General features: G+C 71.9%; 16 protein-coding genes. 5 read left to right on the forward strand and 11 right to left on the reverse strand.

Annotated elements, in window-relative coordinates; genetic code table 11:
* Window positions 1-276: 276 nt before the first annotated feature.
* A complete protein-coding gene (locus tag FVE25_RS11405; RefSeq protein ID WP_157246370.1) occupies window positions 277-1872 on the forward strand; it encodes a hypothetical protein in 1596 nt (531 codons plus the stop codon).
* Window positions 1873-1876: 4 nt separating this feature from the next.
* On the opposite strand, the gene FVE25_RS11410 is transcribed toward FVE25_RS11405, so the two are convergent.
* Together FVE25_RS11410 and FVE25_RS11415 are read right to left on the reverse strand one after the other, a co-directional pair.
* Window positions 1877-2014 carry a hypothetical protein gene (locus FVE25_RS11410; RefSeq protein WP_157246371.1) on the reverse strand — a complete coding sequence of 46 codons (138 nt, stop codon included), beginning with the start codon at window positions 2012-2014 and terminating at the stop codon, window positions 1877-1879.
* Window positions 2011-2427, reverse strand: coding sequence for a hypothetical protein (locus FVE25_RS11415; RefSeq protein ID WP_157246372.1), 417 nt, complete (start codon window positions 2425-2427; stop codon window positions 2011-2013). The genes FVE25_RS11410 and FVE25_RS11415 overlap by 4 nt, the downstream gene beginning before the upstream one ends.
* An 82-nt stretch (window positions 2428-2509) precedes the next feature.
* On the opposite strand from FVE25_RS11415, the gene FVE25_RS11420 reads away from it, so the two are divergent.
* A complete protein-coding gene (locus tag FVE25_RS11420; RefSeq protein ID WP_157246373.1) occupies window positions 2510-3349 on the forward strand; it encodes an alpha/beta fold hydrolase in 840 nt (279 codons plus the stop codon).
* Here FVE25_RS11420 and FVE25_RS11425 read toward each other — a convergent pair.
* Both FVE25_RS11425 and FVE25_RS11430 read right to left on the reverse strand, forming a co-directional pair.
* Window positions 3318-4541 carry a beta-ketoacyl-[acyl-carrier-protein] synthase family protein gene (locus tag FVE25_RS11425; RefSeq protein ID WP_157246374.1) on the reverse strand — a complete coding sequence of 408 codons (1224 nt, stop codon included), beginning with the start codon at window positions 4539-4541 and terminating at the stop codon, window positions 3318-3320. The two genes, FVE25_RS11420 and FVE25_RS11425, sit on opposite strands and share 32 nt — an antisense overlap.
* 61 nt (window positions 4542-4602) lie before the next feature.
* Window positions 4603-5613, reverse strand: coding sequence for a methyltransferase domain-containing protein (locus FVE25_RS11430; RefSeq protein WP_157246375.1), 1011 nt, complete (start codon window positions 5611-5613; stop codon window positions 4603-4605).
* Between the two features lie 291 nt (window positions 5614-5904).
* On the opposite strand from FVE25_RS11430, the gene FVE25_RS11435 reads away from it, so the two are divergent.
* Window positions 5905-7146, forward strand: a complete 1242-nt coding sequence (locus tag FVE25_RS11435; RefSeq protein WP_157246376.1) for a cytochrome P450 — start codon at window positions 5905-5907, stop codon at window positions 7144-7146.
* A gap of 10 nt (window positions 7147-7156) precedes the next feature.
* Here the strand turns inward: FVE25_RS11435 and FVE25_RS11440 are convergent, their stop codons facing one another.
* The 5 genes from FVE25_RS11440 to FVE25_RS11460 form a co-directional block, all read right to left on the reverse strand.
* Window positions 7157-7645, reverse strand: a complete 489-nt coding sequence (locus FVE25_RS11440; RefSeq protein WP_157246377.1) for a S26 family signal peptidase — start codon at window positions 7643-7645, stop codon at window positions 7157-7159.
* Window positions 7646-7653: 8 nt separating this feature from the next.
* On the reverse strand, window positions 7654-9504 hold the full coding sequence (locus FVE25_RS11445; RefSeq protein ID WP_157246378.1) for an ABC transporter ATP-binding protein: 1851 nt from the start codon (window positions 9502-9504) through the stop codon (window positions 7654-7656).
* Window positions 9505-9518: 14 nt separating this feature from the next.
* Complete coding sequence (locus tag FVE25_RS11450; protein WP_181019533.1) at window positions 9519-9989, reverse strand: TlpA family protein disulfide reductase; 471 nt, start codon at window positions 9987-9989, stop codon at window positions 9519-9521.
* Entirely contained in the window at window positions 9970-10608 is a 639-nt protein-coding gene (locus FVE25_RS11455; protein WP_157246380.1) for a MauE/DoxX family redox-associated membrane protein, read from the reverse strand. Before FVE25_RS11455 ends, FVE25_RS11450 begins: the two co-directional genes overlap by 20 nt.
* Before the next feature lie 99 nt (window positions 10609-10707).
* Complete coding sequence (locus tag FVE25_RS11460; protein WP_157246381.1) at window positions 10708-10932, reverse strand: hypothetical protein; 225 nt, start codon at window positions 10930-10932, stop codon at window positions 10708-10710.
* Between the two features lie 278 nt (window positions 10933-11210).
* On the opposite strand from FVE25_RS11460, the gene FVE25_RS11465 reads away from it, so the two are divergent.
* A complete protein-coding gene (locus FVE25_RS11465; protein ID WP_157246382.1) occupies window positions 11211-13154 on the forward strand; it encodes an AfsR/SARP family transcriptional regulator in 1944 nt (647 codons plus the stop codon).
* Here FVE25_RS11465 and FVE25_RS11470 read toward each other — a convergent pair.
* Window positions 13142-14395: a cytochrome P450 gene (locus FVE25_RS11470; RefSeq protein WP_157246383.1), complete on the reverse strand. Its 1254-nt coding sequence runs from the start codon at window positions 14393-14395 to the stop codon at window positions 13142-13144. The genes FVE25_RS11465 and FVE25_RS11470 overlap by 13 nt on opposite strands.
* 89 nt (window positions 14396-14484) lie before the next feature.
* On the opposite strand from FVE25_RS11470, the gene FVE25_RS11475 reads away from it, so the two are divergent.
* On the forward strand, window positions 14485-18009 hold the full coding sequence (locus tag FVE25_RS11475) for an nSTAND1 domain-containing NTPase (protein WP_181019534.1): 3525 nt from the start codon (window positions 14485-14487) through the stop codon (window positions 18007-18009).
* On the opposite strand, the gene FVE25_RS11480 is transcribed toward FVE25_RS11475, so the two are convergent.
* A complete protein-coding gene (locus FVE25_RS11480; protein ID WP_157246385.1) occupies window positions 17982-19538 on the reverse strand; it encodes a GMC family oxidoreductase in 1557 nt (518 codons plus the stop codon). The genes FVE25_RS11475 and FVE25_RS11480 overlap by 28 nt on opposite strands.
* Window positions 19539-19612: the final 74 nt, after the last annotated feature.

A 19612-nucleotide genomic window follows, 5' to 3' on the forward strand; every position in this document is an offset into this window, starting at 1 on the left:
GACCGCGTTGAGATCTATCCGTTGTGACCTCATATGTCCTATTAGATTACCCTCGTCGCCGTGGCCAACCCCGCCAAGCCCGAACGATCAGCGGCTGACCTGCCGATGCAGGATCCGCCGACGGATCCGCATGGCTTCGCACGTTTCCCTGCGGAACCCCACGGGCCACATGAGATCATGCCGGATGCGTCTAATTCGGACATAACCTCGGGAGGTACGGCAGCAATGGCAACGGAGAATTCCGGAGCACCACACTTGCCGCCATCCTGGCCCGAGGTGCCCACGTCCTGGCCGGAGGCACGCGACGAGGTGCCCACCTCCTGGCCGGAGGCCGGTTCACCGTCGCAGCCCGGCTGGCCGGACGCGAGTGCGCCACCCCAGCCCGGCTGGCCGGAACCGCCCGGACCCGAGCAGCGCGGCGGCCGCGCGGCAGACCCTCTGGACACCCGCGCCACCCACGGCGCCGACCCCCTGGACCCGCGCGGATCCCAGGGGACCGACCCCCTGGACCCGCGCGGCGGCCACGCACCCGGCCCCCACGGCTCCCACGCGCCCGGCCCGCGCGGCTCCCGGGCCGCCGACCCCCTGGACACGCGCAGGCCGCTGGGCGCAGAGCCACCGCGTGACCCGCTGCCCGCCTGGTCCGACGCCTCCGCCACGCAGAGCGCCTGGCCGGAGACCCCGAGGCCGGCCAAGGAGAGCCCCGGCCAGCAGGTGTGGCCGGAGACGCCCCCGCCCGCCGAGACCGGCTGGGCGAACCTGTCCAGCCCGGCCCCCTGGCCGCCGGCCGGTCCTCCGCAGCAGGACCCGTGGCCGCCGGCCCCGCCGCAGCCCGAGCCGCAGGCCCAGGACGCCCGTCCCGCGGGTGACCCGATGGACCGCACGATCACCTACAACGAGGCGTACCCGACCCCGGCGGCGCCGCCCCAGCAAACTCCCCCGCAGTCTCCTCAGTCCCCGCCGCAGGACCGCCCGGGCGCGAACCTGAGCCGCGACCCGTCCGACCCCGACCGGCCCTTCGTGACCGCCGGCCAGATCAGCGGCTCGCGCACCCCGCCGCCCGAGCGCCAGCAGGAGCTCTGGAACACCGTCTTCGGCGACGACTACCAGGAGATGGGCGACCTCGACGAGAAGCGCCCCCGCGCCGAGCGCGGCAAGCCGGTGTGGCTGTTCGCGCTGGCCGCCTCCGTGGCCGTGGCCTTGGTGATCGCGCTGGTGTGGGCGTTCGTGGCCGGCCCGCTGGCCAGTCAGCCCCCGCAGGCCGATCCGCCGCCCGCCACCAAGCCGTCCGGCAGCGCCAAGCCGTCCACGAGCAAGCCGTCGAACTCGATCGGCCCCCTGAAGCGGTACCCGGGCAGGGCCGCCCCGGTCCTCGGCGTGCTCCCCGACCCGGGGGCCGGCATCTCGGTCCCGCGCCTGGGCGGCACCTGGCTCCTGGACCAGCGCCCCATCGTCAAGACGACGTACGGCTACGACACCCGCCAGTACGTCAAGGTCGGCGTCAACACCTACGCCAACCTGCTGACGGGCCCGCTCCCCCAGAACCTGGCGTCCTCGTTCACCTCCAAGGACGACCTGGAGCCGGTGATCAAGCAGGTTGTGCTGAACGCCCGCAAGCGGTTCTTCCCGGCCGGCAACAAGGTCAGGAAGATCGCCCAGCAGCCGCTCAAGATCGGCGGCTCGACCGCCGGGCGCGTGATCGCCTACGAGCTGACCTCGCCCACCGGCAAGGCCACGATCGTCGCGGCGGCCGTCAACACGGCCAACGAGCTGCCCTCGATCGTCTACATGTCCGTGCCGGACGAGGCCAAGCAGTTGCTGCCCGACATCAACACGGTCGTCAAGCAGCTCAAGATCACCGAGCCGGCCTGACGGCTCAGGCGCAGTCGCTGAGGTCGATCTCCATCTGCTCCAGCGCCAGACCGGTGTTCCGGTCGGCGAGGTAGCCGGTCAGGGCGATGAGACCGATGGTGGCCGCCCCCGCCGCCAGTGCCACGACCTTGATGGTGATCACGCTGCTCCCCCGTGTGCTCGGTACTCTTTCCAATAGGCGTACGGCCTGGCCAGGGGCACCCGCTGCCCCCGCGGCGCCCGGGCGGCCCTGGCCAGGCGCGACAACGCGTACGCGACGTCCAGCCGCGCCTGGCCGAGCACCTTGTCCCGCATGGTGTCCCGCCTGGTGTCCGGCGTGGCGCCCGCGCGGTTCCACGCCGCCCTGGCCAGCGCCTCGGCGGTGATCCCGTAGGCGGCCGAACCCGGCCCGTCGGCCTCGGCGATCTGCCGGAGCGCGCCGACGGCGTCGAGCCCGGCCTGGACGACTTCGCGCCCCCGCGCACCGGCAAGCCCGCTCAGCCGGGTGACCAGCGCGTGCAAATCCGCCTCGACGGCGTCGAGCACGCCGTCCGCCTCGTCGTTCTGCTCCCTCACAGTCCCAATCATCATGGTCTGGGCTATATATCCGTTTGACGGCCGATAGACGGACTGGCGGAAGGCCACTAGGTTTCCGCGCATGGAGATCAGGACGATCCACGCCAACGGCGTGGAGTTCGCTTACCTCGCGCTCGGCGACGGCCCGCTGGCGCTGTGCCTGCACGGTTTTCCCGACACCGCGCACACCTGGCGCCACCTGATGCCCGCCCTGGCCGAGCGCGGCTACCGGGCGGTCGCCCCCTTCATGCGCGGCTACGCCCCCACCGAGATCCCCGACAGCTTCGAGGTCGGCGCGCTCGTCGCCGACGTCAACGCCCTGCACGAGGAACTGGGCGGCGACGAGAACGCCGTCGTCATCGGCCACGACTGGGGCACCTATCCCGTGTACGGGACCACCGAGCGCTTCCGCAGGTCCGTGGCGATGTCCGTGCCCCCGAACAAGTGGCTGGGCCGCGGCCGGTTCCTCTCCTACGACCAGCTCAAGCGGTCCTTCTACATCTTCCTCTTCCAGACCCCGCTGGCCGAGAGCGCCGCCGCCGCGCCGGACTTCCTCGAGCGGCTCTGGCAGGACTGGTCACCCGGCTACGACGCCACCGAGGAGCTGGCCTTCCTCAAGCAGAGCCTCGGCAACCCGGCGAACCTCGCCGCCGCCATCGGCTACTACAAGAGCATCCTGGGGACCACCCCGCCCTCCGGCCGCTTCACCGCCGAGCAGGCCGCCGCGAGCGAGGGCCCGGTGCGCCCGGTCCTCTACCTGCACGGCGCGCAGGACGGCTGCCTGAGCGCCGACCTGGTGACCGACGTGGCGGAGCTGCTGCCCGAGGGCTCGCGGGCCGAGATCGTCGAGGGCGCCGGCCACTTCCTGCACCTGGAACGTCCGCAGGAGGTCAACGCGCGGATCCTCGACTGGCTGGGGTGAGCGCCAGGCACACGTTGTGCCCGCCGAACCCGAACGCGTTCACCAGCGCCGCACCCGGCCGCCAGCGGCGCGGCGCCGAGGCGACCACATCGAGCTCGACGCGGGGATCGAGCCGGTCGAGGTTGCGGGTGGCGGGAATCAGCCCGTCCCGCATCGCCAGCACCGCGGCGACGGTCCCCAGGGCCCCGGCGGCGCCGCACAGATGACCGGTCATCGACTTGATCGCGGTCACCGCCGGATGGACGCCCACCGCCCCGGCGATCGCGGCCGCCTCCACCACGTCTCCCTCCGGGGTCGCGGTGGCGTGCGCCTGGACGTGCGCGATGTCTCGGCCCGTGAGCCCCGCCTCCCGCAGGGCCGCCCGCATCGCCCGCATCTGGCCGTCGCGCTGGGAGGCGGTGACGTGTTCCGCGTTGGCGCTGATCCCGTGCCCGGCCAGCCCGGCCTTCGCCGTACCCCGGAGATCGCGGAAATCCGCGCGTTCCAGCACCACCGCCGCCGCGCCCTCGCCCAGTACGAACCCGTCGCGGTCCGCGCCGAACGGCCGGCAGGCCGTCTCGGGCTGGTCGTTGCGCGTGGACAGGGCCTTGGCCTGGGCGAACGCGGCCATAGTGAGCGGGTGCACACACGCCTCGGCGCCGCCCGCGACCACCACGTCCGCCCGGCCCAGCCGGATCAGGTCGGCCCCCAGAGCGATCGCCTCGGCCCCCGCGGCGAACCCGCTCGCCGGCGCGTGGGCCCCCGCCTTCGCGCCCAGGTCGATGCTCACCCAGGCGGCCGGGCCGTTCGGCATGAGCATCGGCAGCGTGTGCGGCGAGACGCGGCGCACGCCCGACTTCTCCAGCACGTCGTCCTGGTCGAGCAGGGTCGTGACGCCGCCGAGCCCGGTGCCGATCACGACCGCCAGCCGTTCGGGTTCCACCTCGGGCCGCCCGGCGTCCGCCCACGCCTGGCGCGCGGCCAGAACGGCGACCTGCTCGCAGCGGTCCATCCGGCGGGCCATGGGCCGCCCCAGCAGCGCGGCCGGGTCCACGCTCAGCCGCCCGGCGATGCGCGCGGGAAGCTGCCCGGCCCACAGCTCGCGCAGGGCCCTCACCCCCGATCGCCCCTCCAGCAGCCCCGACCACGTCGTGGCCACGTCGGCGCCCAGCGGCGTGAGCGCGCCGAGCCCGGTGATGACAACCTCGCCCATGACTCCACGCTGCCAGCCCCGAGCCCGTGCCCCGCTGTCGCCGGCCCACCAAAAAGGGTGATCAACTTTTGTCCGGACTCATCATGACAAGGACTGGATGCCGCCCAAACAGCGAAATTTCCAGCCTTTCCTGTACGGCCCAGCCGCGCGGCACCTCCGGCACCAGCGCCACCACCCTGCCGTCGCCGGCCAGCACCCGGCGCAGCTCCCGCCAGAGCCGGTGCCCCTCGCCGGCCAGCCGTACCTGACGCTGCCAGGGCGGGTTGACCAGCACGCGGTCCACGCTCCCCGCGGGCAGCGGGATGCGCCCCGCGTCCGCCACCGACCAGGCCAGGTCCGGCCCGTTGGCCGCGGCCGCCGCGACCGCCTGGGACGCGTGGTCGAACCCGAGCGCGCGCACCCCGGGAGTGTGCGCGGCGGCCTCGATCAGCGTGGTGCCCGCGCCGCAGCACGGGTCCACCACCAGACCCTTGGGCTCGGCCAGGTGAACCATCGCGGCGGCCAGTGGCGGGTGCAGCGTGCCCGGCACCGACCGCACCTTGTAGGGACGGCGGTGCAGCGGCCGGGCGCCGGCCCGCAGGGCGATGACGGCCCGCTCGCCTTCGACGGTCACCCGCCAGGACGTCGTGCCCGCCGGCGGCTTCCGCCCGTCCCTGCGCGAGTGGTACGGCCGGCCGAGCCCGGGCCCGACGGCGTCCTCGACGTCGAAGCGGGTGTAACCACGCCGCCCCAGGAACGAGGCCGACACGTCGACGCCCCGGCCGGGGTCCGGCGTGGCGCAGGGGGCGGCGCCGGGCGGCGGGCCGAGATGGGCGGCCAGGGTGGTCAGGCGGGCCGTGTCGATGGCCGACGCGGCCGACGCCAGGCGGCGCAGCGAGCTGCGGCCGGGGCCGATGCCGTCCACGACCGCGCCGACGAGCAGCACGTCGTCGGCCAGGCGCAGCCCGAGCAGCCCGGGGCGGCGCGGTTCGAACCACACCTCCCGATGCCGCACCTCGACGACCCTGCCCAGGCGGGCTTGCCGGATCTCCGCGGCCACCAGGTGTTCGATGCCGCGCACCGACCTGGCCACGGTGAGAGTGTGCACGGTGGGCGGCGCACAGCGGCCCACCGCAGGTTGCGAGGATCGCACCTACGTGTCCTTCTCCCACGTCGCGACTCGGGAGGGCGTCGAGCCGTCCCGCATCGCCGGCGGTGGGTCACGGGCCGCGTGCCCGCCGGCGGTTCGCTAACGCAGGAAGAAGAAGGTCACGGCGCGAGGCTATCGGCCCGCCCGGCCGGACTCCACCGAATTTCCCAGGTGCACGTACGGTGTACGTCCGCACTATTGACGTAAGTAGCCACTTTCTCGAATCATGGGGCCATGAGCGCACTTGACTTCGACCTGTCGGATCAGGGGTTCTGGGCCAAGCCCATGGCCGAGCGGGAGGCGGCCTTCGACCGGCTGCGCGCTCTCGACACCCCGGCCTTCTTCGAGGAGATGGACGTCAGCTTCGCGCCGAAGGGCCCCGGCTACCACGCCCTCGTCCGGCACGCCGACATCCTGGAGGCCAGCCGCAACCCGGAGGTGTTCAGCTCCGGCCAGGGCGGCGCCACGAACATCCCGGACATGCCCGCGGAGTTCGCCGAGTACTTCGGCTCGATGATCAACATGGACGACCCCCGCCACGCCCGGCTGCGCCGGATCGTCTCCCGCGCCTTCACGCCCAAGATGATCAAGCAGTTCGAGGCCGACGTGGACGCGGCCGCGGCGAGCATCGTCGACGACCTGGTGGCCACCGGTCCCGGCTGCGACTTCGTCACCGAGGTCGCCGCCCGCCTGCCCCTGAAGATCATCTGCGACATGATGGGCATCCCGGAGAAGGACTACGGCTACATCTTCGAGCGCTCCAACCTCATCCTCGGCGGCTTCGACCCCGAGTACACCGGCGGCGACGTCACCAAGATCGCCGAGCGCCTCCTGACCGCGGGCATGGACCTGCAGCACCTCGTCCAGGACTTAGCCGCCCACCGCAGGGAGAACCCCACGACCGACCTCACCTCGGCCCTGGTCAACGCCAACCTCGACGGCGAGCAGCTCAGCCTGCAAGAACTCGGCTCGTTCTTCATCCTCCTCGTCGTGGCCGGCAACGAGACCACCCGCAACGCCATCTCGTACGGCATGCGGCTGCTGTCCAACCACCCGGACCAGCGCGCCCTCCTGACCGAAGACCTCGACGCCCGCCTGCCCGGCGCCGTGGAGGAGATCGTCCGCCTGGCCTCGCCGGTCAACTTCATGCGCCGCAAGGTCACCCGCGACCACGAGATGAACGGCAACATGTACCGGACCGGGGAAAAGGTCGTGCTGTTCTATTGGGCCGCCAACCGCGACGAACGCGTCTTCACCGACCCCTACGCCTTCGACATCACCCGCGACCCCAACCCCCACGTCGGCTACGGCGGCCCGGGCCCGCACTTCTGCCTGGGCGCCCACCTGGCCCGCCGCGAGATCACCGTCATGCTGCGCGAACTCCTGCGCCGCCTCCCCCACCTGCGGGCCGGCAAGCCCGACCGGCTCCACTCCAGCTTCATCAACGGCATCAAGCACATGGAGTGCACGTTCTGATCCGCTCCCGCTACGACGGCCGCGGCCAGATCACCGGACCGATGACGTTCTCGATGTCGAAGTAGCCGTGCCGGCGCGAGTCGAAGCTGGCGGCCGCGTTGTCGCCGAGCAGGATCACCTTGCCCCTCGGCACGCGCGGCTCCGCGACGTGCCGGAGGACCGGCACCTGCTCGCGCGGCAGCGGGTCCCCGGGAACGGCCGCCACCCGCTTGATGACGTGTGAGGTCGTGGACACCTCCGGCGCCGGGTGTGCGGCGGTTCCCCTGGCCTCGGCCGGAACGTAGCCGGCTTCCCACTCCAGCGCGAGCAGAACGACGGCCTGGCCTCGGCGCAGCTCGTCTGGCGGCCTGCGCCGGACGATGACCTGCTCCCCATCGTGAAAGGCCGGCTCCATGCTGGCTCCCTTGACCGTCACCAGCAGATGAGTGCGGCGAATCCACAGCAGAACGCCGGCGGTGAAGCCGACGGCCGCCGCGAACGCCCCCAGGACATAGAACATGCGCGCTCCTACAGAACCGCCGAGCTGGGCGCCGGATCGCGGTAGCCGGACGCCTGAATGCCGAACAACCGGGCGTAGGTTCCCCCGGCGGCCATCAACGCCGCGTGGTCCCCTTCCTCCGACACGCGCCCGTTCGCGAGCACCACGATGTGCTGGGCGTCCCGGAGGGCGCTCAACCGGTGGGAGATGAGCAACCTCGTCAGACCGGCCTGGTGCCGGCTGAGGGACCGGTGAATCTCATACTCCGCCTCCGCATCCAGCCCCGCGGAAGGCTCGTCGAGAATCAGCAGGTCGCGCTGGACGCGCAGGAGCGCGCGGGCCAAGGCGAGCCGCTGCCACTGCCCGCCGGACAGGACCACACCGGACTCGGGTCCGCCCTCCTCGGCGTCCATGACGAAGCTGCGCGACAGCAGCGTCTCGTACCCGCGCGGGAGCGCCATGAGCGCCTCGTGTGTCCGGGCCCGGCGAGCCGCGGTCTCGATCAGGCCCTGGTCGCCGAGACTGGGGAGGTCGCCGAGACCGATGTTCTCGGCGGCGGTCATGGCGTAGTTCATGTAGTCCTGGAAGACCGCCGTGATCCGGCTCCGGAGCTGGGCCTCGTCCACTTGGCGAAGGTCCACGCCGTCCCACGTGATCGCGCCTCGCGTGGGGTCGTAGAACCGGCAGAGCAGCTTCACCAGGGTCGACTTGCCGCATCCGTTGACGCCCACGAGCCCGACGGCCTGGCCGTACGGGATAGTGAGGTTCACTCCGCGCAGGATCCAGGGATGCTCGTCGGAGTACCGGAACCAGACGTCGCGAAGCTCGATGCCGCGCCGCAACGCCGGCAGGGGCCGGGGCGCCACCGGTCGCGGCAGGTCCGGACCGGCGGTGGTCGCCGCGAGGTAGTGGTCGTAGAGCAGCAGCGCGTGATGGGCCCTGGCCAGTTCCCCGGCGAGGGTGGCCAGGCCGGACTGCACACCCGCGACCGCGGCCACGAATATGGTGACGTCTCCGACGGAGAGCGTTCCCCGGTGAGCCGCGTGGACCGCCCACAGGAGCCCGGCGCCGGAGACGACGACGGCCAAGAGGTTCAGCCCGGCGTGCACCGACACCTCCCGGCGGTCGACGGCCTGCTGCGCCGCATTGGCCGCCCGCCGGTCCGCCAGCATGCGCGAGCGCAGGAATCCGCCGATGTCGAAGAGCCTGATCTCCTTGGCGGCCTCCGCACTGGACAGCAGCGTCGCGTAGAAGATCTCCCGTCGTTCGGCCGGCCCGACCGCGTAGAACACCCGGGCGCGCCGCCGCGCGATCGCGATCTCCCCGATCAGGATCGGGACACCTGCCGCCAGGACCAGGCCGACCATGACGGGGGCGAGGAGGAGCAGGGAACCCAGGAAACCGATGAGCATGATCGTCGAGCGGGCGATGCCGAGCAGGCCGTCGGCCACCATGGCAGGGGAAGACGCGCCCGCCTGCTGCGCCATGCGCAGCCGGTCCAGGTAGTGGGGGTCCTCGAACCGTTCCAGGCCCACGAGGCGGTCCACCGCGGCGAACAGGCGATCCTTCGCCACCAACCCGACCGACCGGTCCATCTCCGCCCGCAGGTAGTGCGCGGCATGGGGGACGACGCCGGCGAGGAGCCCCGCGCCCGCCAGCCCCGCGGCCATGCCCACCAGCGCGGACAACGCCGCTCCGGCGACCAGCAGGTCGAGCACGGTCTTGGTCGCCCAGGCGGTGAGCACCGGCAGCGTGCCCATCGCGACGGCGGCGACGACGCAGCCCGCCAGCAGCCACGGTGCGGCGCCGCCCATCAGCGACAAGGAGGAGGCCAACCCGCGGACGGTGCCCGCGGCGCCCTTCTCCCGAGGCGGTGCCATGCCGTCGGGCCGCCTCATCCCACCGCCAGAACGGTCTGCGTCACCTCGAGATCACCGCTCGCCACGACCAGTCGCCCGGAGTGATCCGGCGCGACCGCCAGCATCGTCGGAAAGGCGCGGACTCCGAAAGCCGCGGCCATCGGACCGGCGGCGCCCTCCGTCACCACCCGTGCGACGGCACGGAGCTGGGCCACGAAGGACGAGCTCTCCTCGCCGTCGAAGCCCACCACCACGGCGAGCGCACCCACGCGCCCGGCGGGAAGGGTCGCCGCGTGCGAGACGAACAGCGGAAGCTTCTCCTGGCATGGCCGGCAGTCGGGGGAGAAGAAGGCGACGAGCGTCTCCTCCGCGATGGACGCGCGGGAGACCGGTTCACCGTCCACGGTGCGCGCGGTGAAGTCGCCGATCTCGGTGCCGACCTCGGGAGCCGGCGACTCGCGGGCGCCCTGGAGGAGCTCCGACTGCTCACGCAACCGCTTGATCACCCCGAGAGTGAAGATCAGATTGAGCAGTCCCAACGCCCCCACGAGTACCACTGCCGCCGATAGAACGGACATGCGCCCTCCTTGCTTCGATGCCTACGTCGGTGGAGCGGAAGAGATCAGCAATGGCCTCCAGCCGGGAAACCAGCCCGCCCAGAACGAGACCGGCGACCGCTGCCACGGCCATTCCCCCGAGATCGACCGCGGAGGCGGATCCCAGCGCCACCACGGCGCCGGTGGCGGCCACCGCGGTCAGCACACAGTTGCGCACCACGTGCCAAGCGCCGAGCGGCGTCCGCGACCGGCCGAAGCACCGGCAGGGCGCGCGGACCCCCCGCGCGAGCGATCGCAGGATCCCCGCGCTGAAGGCCGTCAGCAGCGCCGCGGCGGCACCCAGGCCGACCAGATGGGCGGACCGGAAGGGCAGTGCCAGAAGGACGGCGACCGCCGCCTCCGCGACGATCACCACCGGCGCCGCCCACCGCGCGACGGCCAGGTCGGCGACCGAGGCCGCGAACGCCCTGAACGCCCTGAACGCCTCCCGGCCGGCGACCTTACTCAGGAAGGACATGAGGAAAACGACACCGAAGAGCCATCGGATGCCGATCAGCAGATATTCCACTCTGGCCCGCCTCCGCCATGGGCAGGCTGCTTTCCCGGCCGCGCTCCGGCCGGCCGGGAAAGCAGCTCTGATCTCTATCCGGGGTTTACCCGGAGTGGATTAGTGGGGACTGTCCGCACAACCGCCGCAGGCGCCGAACTTGTGCCGGCCGAAGATTTCCCCATCGCAGTACATGACGTATCTGATCTTATTCTGCCAAGGGATGAAGCAGCCGCCGACGCACTTATCGTATTGCCAGTCCGTGCACCCCATGGCGTCGGCGGTGACGGACGGGGCGACGAGACGAACCAGCCGCTCGCCCATCGACTCCAGGAAACCGACCATATTCCACCTCCTTCGGGAAACGATCCAGCGGCGACGCTACGCGGTATCGGACCGGCCCGCATACACGTGAGATTCACGCCGCATACACTGCCGTATCCGCTTGTCAAAGCGGACAGCCGGTGAGAGGGTAGAAGTGAGATGATCATGCCTTGGGAGACAAAGTCGCGTAACGTGGCCCGCGCCTGAATTCCCATCATCGAAAGGATATTTGGTTATTTTCCGGTGGGGAGCACGTTTCAGAAGGGCGACCGATTCCAAGGGTGCACGCAGGTGACGTCATGAGCGGGGTCAAGGGGATGCGGTTTCGGCTGCTGGGGTCTTTGCAGGTGGTCTCGTCCGAAGGAAAAGAGGTGCGGATCGGCCGCCGGAAGGTGCGGCAGTTGCTCGCCCTCTTGCTGACCAGCCCCAACAATCCCGTCTCGGTGGACTCGCTGGCGCACGAACTCTGGGGAGCCGATCCGCCCGACTCGGCGCTCCTGAACCTGCGAACGTATGTATGCACGCTTCGCAAGCTGCTCTCGGCGGGCGACCCGGCGCAGCCTCCCGTCAGGACGCGGTCGCACGGCTACCTGATCGACATTCCGCCGGACCACTTGGACACCGTGCTCTTCGACCGGCTGGTCACCGATGGCGCCGAAGCCCGGCGACGGGAGAATCCGCAGCTCGCCGCCAAGCATTTCGAGCATGCGTTGAACCTCTGGCGAGGGCGCGCCTATCAGGACACCGCGCAGGAGGACGGCGCGCTCGCGACGGCGGCGAAGCATCTGCACGAGCGCCGACTGCTGGCGGTGGAGCAACTCTTCGACGTCCGCCTGACGCTCGGGCACCATGCGGAGACGATCGGCGAGCTGGAGAGATGGGCTGAGCGGCACCCGCTGCGCGAGCGGCTCTGGTCGCAGCTCATGCTCGCGCTCTATCGTGCCGGACGGCAGGCCGACGCCCTCGCCGCCTTCCAGCGGCTGCGAGCGCGGTCGGTCGAGGACCTCGGCATGGAGCCGAGCGCATCGCTGAGCACCTTACAGGCCCAGATCCTTCGGGCGGATCCGGCGCTCAGCCCGCGCACGCGCACCGCCACGTCCCGGAGGTCCGGCATCCCGGCCACGCCTCGGCAGTTGCCCCCGGACGTGCCGGCCTTCGTCGGACGCGGCCACGAGCTCGCCACGCTGCGTGAATGGTTCACGGCCGGCCGCCCGGACGGCCCGGGGCCGATGGCGGTCGTCCACGGCCCGCCCGGCGCCGGCAAGTCGGCGCTGGCCGTACGGGCGGCGAACACCGTCGCCGCATCGTTCCCGGACGGGCAACTGTATGCGGACCTCGGTGGCTCGACACCCGGCATGGAGCCCCAGCGTCCCCTCAAGGTCCTGGGCCGTTTCCTGCGATCGCTGGGCGTGCCCGGCGTGCAGGTGCCCGATGACGAGGAAGAGGCCTCGAGCCTGTTTCGTTCTTTGACGGCCGACCGCAAGGTCCTGATCCTGCTGGACAACGCCGTGAACGCGGCTCACGTGCGGCCGTTGCTGCCCGGCCGCTCCTCCAGCGGAGTGCTGATCACCAGCCGTAACCGGCTGCCGGCCGTCCCCGGAGCCGCCGGCCTCGCGCTCCGTCCTCTGGGCGCCGGCACCTCCTATGCGATGCTGGCCGCCCTCATCGGCGAGGGCCGCGCGGCGGCGCACCCGCCGGCCACCGCCCGGCTGGCCGGGTTCTGCGAGCACCTGCCGCTCGCATTGTCCATCGCCGCGTCGCGGCTCAACTCCCACCCGGACTGGCCCGTGCAGAGGCTGGCAGATCGGCTGGCCGACGAGCGGCGGCGGCTCGGTGAGCTGGCGACCGGCGAGGTCTCGTTGAGCAGGAGCATGGAGCTGAGCTTCATCGCCCTCCGGCACAGCGGGGACCCCCGCGCTCAGGCCGCCGCGCATGTCCTGTCCCTGGTCAGCCTGACGCCCATGCGGCAGCTCGACACCGCCGTGGTGGCGGCCCTGCTGGGCGTCTCGCAGAACGAAGCGGACCAGGTCCTTGAGCGGCTGCTCGACGCCCACCTGGTGGAGCCCTGCGCGGACAACCGCTATCGCCCCTATGAACTGGTGAGAATCCTCGCTCGCGAGCTGGCCGGCGACGCACCTTCCGCCGCTCGGCGACGCTGCCCGGCCACCGGGCTGCTGCGGGCCGGCCGGCGCTCCGAGCGTCGATCAGTCCGCAGGAGCGCGTCCGACCGTCATACCGAGTAGCGCAGGTGCTTGATCCCGTTGATGAAGTTCGACAGCAGGAAGTCCGGCTCCCCCTCTGCCCTGATGGCCGGGAGCCGGGTGAACAACTCGCGGAACATCACGGTCATCTCCCTCTTGGCCAGGTGCGCGCCGAGGCAGTAGTGCGGTCCGGGGCCGCCGAAGCCGACGTGCGGGTTGGGGTCGCGCGTGATGTCGAAGGCGTCGGGGTCGGTGAAGACGGCCTCGTCCCTGTTGGCGGAGTTGTAGAAGAGCAGGACTTTGTCGCCCTTCTTGTACGGCACGCCGTTCAGTTCGTGGTCACCGGCGAGCGTGCGGCGGAACTGGATGACCGGGGTGGAATAGCGGACGATCTCGTCGCACGCCTTGGCGATGCGGCCGTCGAAGTCGGCCAGGAGGTGCTCGCGCTGCCCGGGATGGTCGGTGAAGAGCTTCAGCCCGTAGGCGATGGCGTTGCGGGTGGTCTCGCTGCCGGCCACGACGAGGAGGATGAAGAACGAGCCGAGTTCCTGCGGGGTGAGGCGTTCGTCCCCGTTGACCAGGAGGCTGACCAGGTCGCCCGTGGGCTCCCTGCGGCGCTGGTCGCCGAGGCGGGCGGCCAGGCGGTTCAGGCTGCGGCCGGCGTGCAGGAGCTTGAGGAGGCCGCGGGCCACGTTCAGGCGTTTGAAGTCGGGCTCGATGCCGGTGTACTCGGCGTCGGTGTTGCCGAGGATGATGTTGGTCCGCCGCAGCACCATGGCATGAAATGCCGGCGGGATCCCCATCATGTCGCAGATGACGCGCACGGGGAGTCTGGCGGCGATCTGCTCGACGAAGTCGCCGGGACCCTCCTTGATCGCCTCGTCCACGATCTCGGCGGCGGCGCGCGCCAGGTCCTCCTCCATCTTGGCCAGGATGCGCGGGGTGAACGCGCGGGAGACGATCCTGCGTAACCGCGCGTGTCTCGGGTCATCCATGTTGATCATGGAGCCGAAGTACACCGCGAGCCAGCGGGGCATGTCGGGGATGCTGTTGGCGCACGGCTCACTGCTGAACGCGCCCGCGTTCCTGCTGGCCTCGGTGACGTCGGCGTGCCGTACCAGCGCGTAGTACCCGGGCCCGCCGCCGATGAAGGGGACGCGGTTCTCCCTGACGAACACGGGCCGCTCCAGCTCGCGCAGCCGGCGGAAGGCCGCCATGCGCTCGGCCTGCGGTAGGGCCCAGAACGGTATCTGCGACAGATCGATGCCGGATGTCGCCGTCATGCTTTCCCAGCGTTGTGCAAGCAATCACTTACGTCAAGACGTCACCGATTCCCCTGTCTCTGCGTAACGACCTGACTACGATCAGTGCAATGGATGGGCAACGTCCGGCGTTCGGTGGCGAGCTTCGCAAGTGGCGCACCCTTCGCGGCATCTCCCTGGCCAGGCTCGCCGAGCTCGTGCACTACAGCAAGGGCTACCTGAGCAAGATCGAGAACAGTGACAAACGGCCCACGCCCGAGCTCGCGCACGCCTGCGACCGCGCGCTCGGCGCCGACGGCGCCCTGGTACGGCTGGCGCCGGCCAAGCCCGCCGGAGGCGAGTGCCCCTACCCGGGCCTGGACGCGTTCGGGCCGGGCAGCGCCCAGTGGTACTTCGGCCGGGACGAGGCCACCGCCGAGCTCACCATGCGGCTCGCCTCCCGGATGGACGGCGGCGGCCCCCTGATCGTGGTGGCGCCGTCGGGAGCGGGCAAGTCCTCGCTGCTCGGCGCCGGACTGCTCCCCGCGCTGGCCCGCGGCGCGCTGCCCAGGGCCGGGTCCAGCGAGTGGCCGGTGACCCTGTTCACCCCGACCGCCCGGCCCATGGAGCGGCTCACCGGCATCCTCGCCGGCCTCCGGGCCCCGAAGGCGGTGCTGGTGGCCGACCAGTTCGAGGAGACGTTCACGCTCTGCCCCGCAGGCGGGGAACGTGAGCAGTTCGTCCGCACCCTCAGCGACCTGGCCGCCTCCGGCCGGGCGCTGGTGGTGCTGGGTGTGCGGGCCGACTACTACGGCCACCTGCTGGCCTATCCGGAGCTCGTCGCGGCCCTGCGCGGGGGCCAGCTCGCCCTGCCGCCCATGAGCGAGACCCAGCTGCGCGCCGCCATCGTCCAGCCCGCCGCCGCGGCCGGACTCCGCCTGGAGCCGGGGCTGGTCGAACTGCTGCTCCGCGACCTCGGCCTCCACCGGGACGGCGCGGCCGCCCCGGCCGAACCGCCGTCCGCAGGCGGCTCCGCCGTACCCGGTGCAGGTGCGCGCGAGATCGGCCGCATTGAGCCCGAGCCCCTGCGCGGCAGCGGTGCGTGTGCGGCGGAGCCGTTGCCGCTCCTGGCCCACGCGCTGCGCGCCCTCTGGCAGCAGCGGGAGGACGGGGCGCTGACCGTGGCCGGGTACCACCGCACGGGCGGGATCCGGGGCGCCGTCACCACCACGGCCGAGGACGTCTACGCCGCCTTCGACGCCCAAGGCCGCGAGGTGGCCAGGAGGCTGCTGCCGCGCCTGGTACGGCTGGACCCCGACGGCGGCCGGAGCCGGCTGCGGCTGCCGCTGGCCCGGTTGCCGGCCGAGCAACGTCCCGTCCTGGACGCCCTGGTCGCGGCCCGGCTGCTGACCGTGGACGCGGCCGGCGTGTCGATCACCCACGAGGCCCTGCTGGGCGCGTGGCCGCGGCTGCGCGACTGGATCGAGACCGACCGGGCCGGGCTGCAGGCCAGGCGGCGGCTCGGGGCGGCGGCCGAGGCGTGGCAGCAGGCCGGGCGCGATCCGTCGTTCACCTACCGGGGCGCCTCCCTGGCGCTGGCCCGCGAATGGGCGGGGACGCATCCGGACGAGCTGGACCCGGTCGAGGCCGAGTTCCTGCGGGCGGGCGAGCATGAGGAGCGGCGCGGCGCCCGGAAGCAGCGCCGTCGCGCGGTGGCCGTCACCGCGCTGGCGGTCGCGGCCGCCATGACGGCCAGCGGGGTCGCCTGGCAGATACGTGAAGCCCGGATCGAGCGTGACGAGGTCATCTCCCAGCAGGTGGCCACCGCCGCGAACTCCCTGCGCGCCAACGACGCGCCGCTGGCCGCCGGCCTCAGCGTGGCGGCTTGGCGGCGCGCCGAGACCCCCGAGTCGCTGGGCGCGCTGCTCGGCTCCAGCGGCTTCCCCGAGGCTTCCAGGGAGAGCGCGGGCTCGGGCCGGATCACGGTGCTGGCCGCCAGCCGGGACGGCAGGTCCGTCGTCACCGGTGACTCGGCTCAGGAGGTGTGGCTGCGCCGCGCGGGGCAGGAGGCCGTGCGCCTGCCGTGGGATCTCGGAGCGGTGACCTACGCGGGCTTCAGGGGTGACGGGCAGGCCGTGGCGGTGGCGGGGATGTCGGGTGTCCGGCACTGGTCGCTGGCGAACCTCGCGGCCCCCGTGGCCACGCACAAGGTGCCGGGCATCTCCTTCGCGGGCTTTTCCGGGCCCGCTCTGGCGGTCGTCGCCAACGGCGAGCTGCTGGTCTGGAAGGGCGCCACCCCGGAGCGCAGCCCGCAGGGCAACCGGGTCATGGAGATGACCTCCGAGGGGCCGGTCGACACCGACCAGGATTCCGCGCTCGCGGCCCTGAGCCCGGACGGCAAGTGGGTCGCCGCCGCGAGGCAGAACAAGGCGTGGCTGGTCGAGCTCGCGTCAGGGAAACGGACGGACCTGGCCACGACCGGCTTCATCTACTCCCTGGATTTCAGCCCCGACGGCAGGACCGTGGCCGCGGGGACGACCGGCCCCGGCGTCCGCCTGTGGAGCGTCCCCGACGGCCGCCTGCTGACCGACCTCGTCCATCCGGCGGAGGTGCGCGCCCTGGCGTTCGTCCCCGGCGACGGCAGCCTGCTGACCGGGATCACCGGCGGCACCGTGTACCGCTGGTCGCGGCTGCCCGCCGCGCGGCCGCACACCTCCGAGATCTTGGCGATGGCCACCGGCCGGCAGGTCATGGCCACCGGCGACGAGGACGGCCAGGTGGGCCTGTGGAGTCTCGACGGGGCCCTGCTGGGCACGGCCCGCGAGCACGACGGCGCGGTCAACAACGTGGCCCTGGCGCCGGGGCTGATGGCGTCGGCGAGCGACGACGACTCGGTCGGCATCTGGGACACCACCCGGCCGGGCGGCCCGCACCTGCTGCGCCGGTTCACCGGGCACGGCACCAACGTGGCCGGAGTCGCGCTGAGCCCGGACGGCCGGGTCGGCGCGAGCGTCTGCGAGGACGGCCAGGTCCTGCTGTGGGACCCGGCGACCGGCGCACCACTGGGTCGTCTCCAGGGCATCCAGGGCGTCACCGACGTGGTGATCCGGGAGGGCAGGCTGGCCGTCGGCGACGGCGACGGCAACGTCCAGGTCTGGGACATCAGCCGCCCCGGCGCGCCCAGGCGGCTCAGGGTCCTCACCGGCCACATCGGCTACTCCGACGACCTGGACTGGCATCCCGACGGCCGCTACCTGGCCGGCGCGGGCCATGACGGCGCCGTCCTGATCTGGGACCTCGCCGACCCGCGCGCCACCCCCGCCACCCGGCTCACGGGCCATACCGGCATCGTCAGGAACGTCTCCTTCGACCCCGCGAGCGGCAGGATCGCCACGATCGGCGCCGACCGGTCCCTGCGGATCTGGCAGGACGGCCGGCTCCAGGCGATCTGGCAGACGCGGGGCAACGCCCTGCGTTTCCTGCCCGGCGGCGCCCTGGTCTCGGCGGACGACGGCGGCGAACTGCGCCGCTGGGCGCTCTCCCCCGAGCCGGTGGCCCAGCGCATCTGCGCGCTGGACCCCTCTCCTCTCAGCGCCGGTGAGTGGGCCCGGTACGTCTCCGGCGGCGGCTACGCGGCGCCGTGCCGGGAGGGTTGACGGATCAGGTCGGCCGCCTTCTCCCCGATCATGACCGCGGGCGCGTGGGTGTGCCCGCGGTTGAGCGTCGGCATGATCGACACGTCCACCACCCGCAGCCCGTCGACGCCGCGCACCCGCAGCTCGGGGTCGACGACGGAGCCGGCGTCCGCGCCCATCCGGCAGCTGCCGACCGGGTGGTAGAGCGTTTCGGCCCGGTCACGCACCCATTGGGCGAGTTCCTCGTCGCTCTCGGGCGCCCAGTAAGGCGCCATGGGCCCGCCCGCGTAGGGCTTCATGGCCGTGGTGGTGAACACCTGCTTGGCCGCCTTCAGCCCGGCGACCAGCCGTTTCACGTCGGCCTCGTGGGCGAGGTAGCCGGGGTCGATGGCCACCTCGCGCCCGCTCAGCGCGATGCGCCCGCGGCTTTCCGGCTGCAGCAGGACGACGCCGACGGTCAGCCCGTGCCCGGCCGGCGGGGTGAGGCCGTGGTCGATGAACGGCCCCGGCGCGAAGATCAGCTCGATGTCCGGGGCGGGCTCGGCCGGTGAGGTCTTGAGGAAGGCGACCGCTTCGCCCACGTTCGTGGTGAGCATGCCGGAGCGCAGCACGATGTAGCGGGCCAGCTGCACCAGCGACTCGGCCTTGACCAGCGTGACCGGCTGCAGGCACTCGACGTAGACGCCGGTGGACAGGTGGTCCTGGAGGTTCTTGCCGACCTCGGGCAGGTCGTGCACGAGCTCGACGCCGGCCTCGCGCAGCTCGTCGGCCGCGCCCACGCCCGACCGCATGAGCAGGTACGGCGAGCCGATCGCCCCGGCCGACAGGATGACCTCCTTCCTGGCCAGCACCCGGATGCCGCCGTGCTCGATGCCGACGGCCCGTCTCCCCTCGAACAGCACGCGGTCCACGGTGGCGCCGGTGAGCACGGTCAGGTTGGGCCGTTTGAGCGCCGGGCGCAGATAGGCGTCCGCCGAGCTCCAGCGGCGCCCGCGGTCCTGGGTGACCGGGGTGGGGCTGTAGCCCTCGTTGCTGCGTTCGTTGAGTTCGCCGAGGCGGTGCATGCCGAGTTCCTGGCACGCCTTGAGGAAGGCCGCGGTGGTCACGTTGGGGCTGCGCAGCTCCGAGACGTGCAAAGGGCCGGCGGTGCCGTACACGCCGCCGTTGTTGCTGCCGACGCGGTGCTCGGCCTTCTTGAAGTACGGCAGGACGTCGTCGTACCGCCAGCCGGGGACGCCCCATTGGTCGTAGTCTGCGGCGCAGCCGCGCACCCACATCTGGGCGTTGAGCGAGGAGGAGCCGCCGATGACCCGCCCGCGCGGCCAGTAGAGCTCGCGCCCGGCCAGTTCGGCCTGCTTGACGGTGGTGTAGTTCCAGTCGTACTCGGTCTTGAACAGCGCCTTGAACCCGGCGGGCATCCGGATCTCCAGCTTGTCGTCCTGCCCGCCGGCCTCGACCAGGGCCACGGTCACCGCCGTGTCCGCCGACAGCCTGTTGGCCAGCACACATCCCGCCGACCCCGCTCCGACGATCACGTAGTCGTACTCCATGGCCCCCTCCGTGGCGTGAGTAACTTGGTACTTGCATACGCCACGAGAAAGATCACGTCCATATGCAGTTGTAA

It is taken from the genome of Nonomuraea typhae (assembly GCF_009760925.1).
GTDB classification, from domain to species: Bacteria; Actinomycetota; Actinomycetes; order Streptosporangiales; family Streptosporangiaceae; genus Nonomuraea; species Nonomuraea typhae.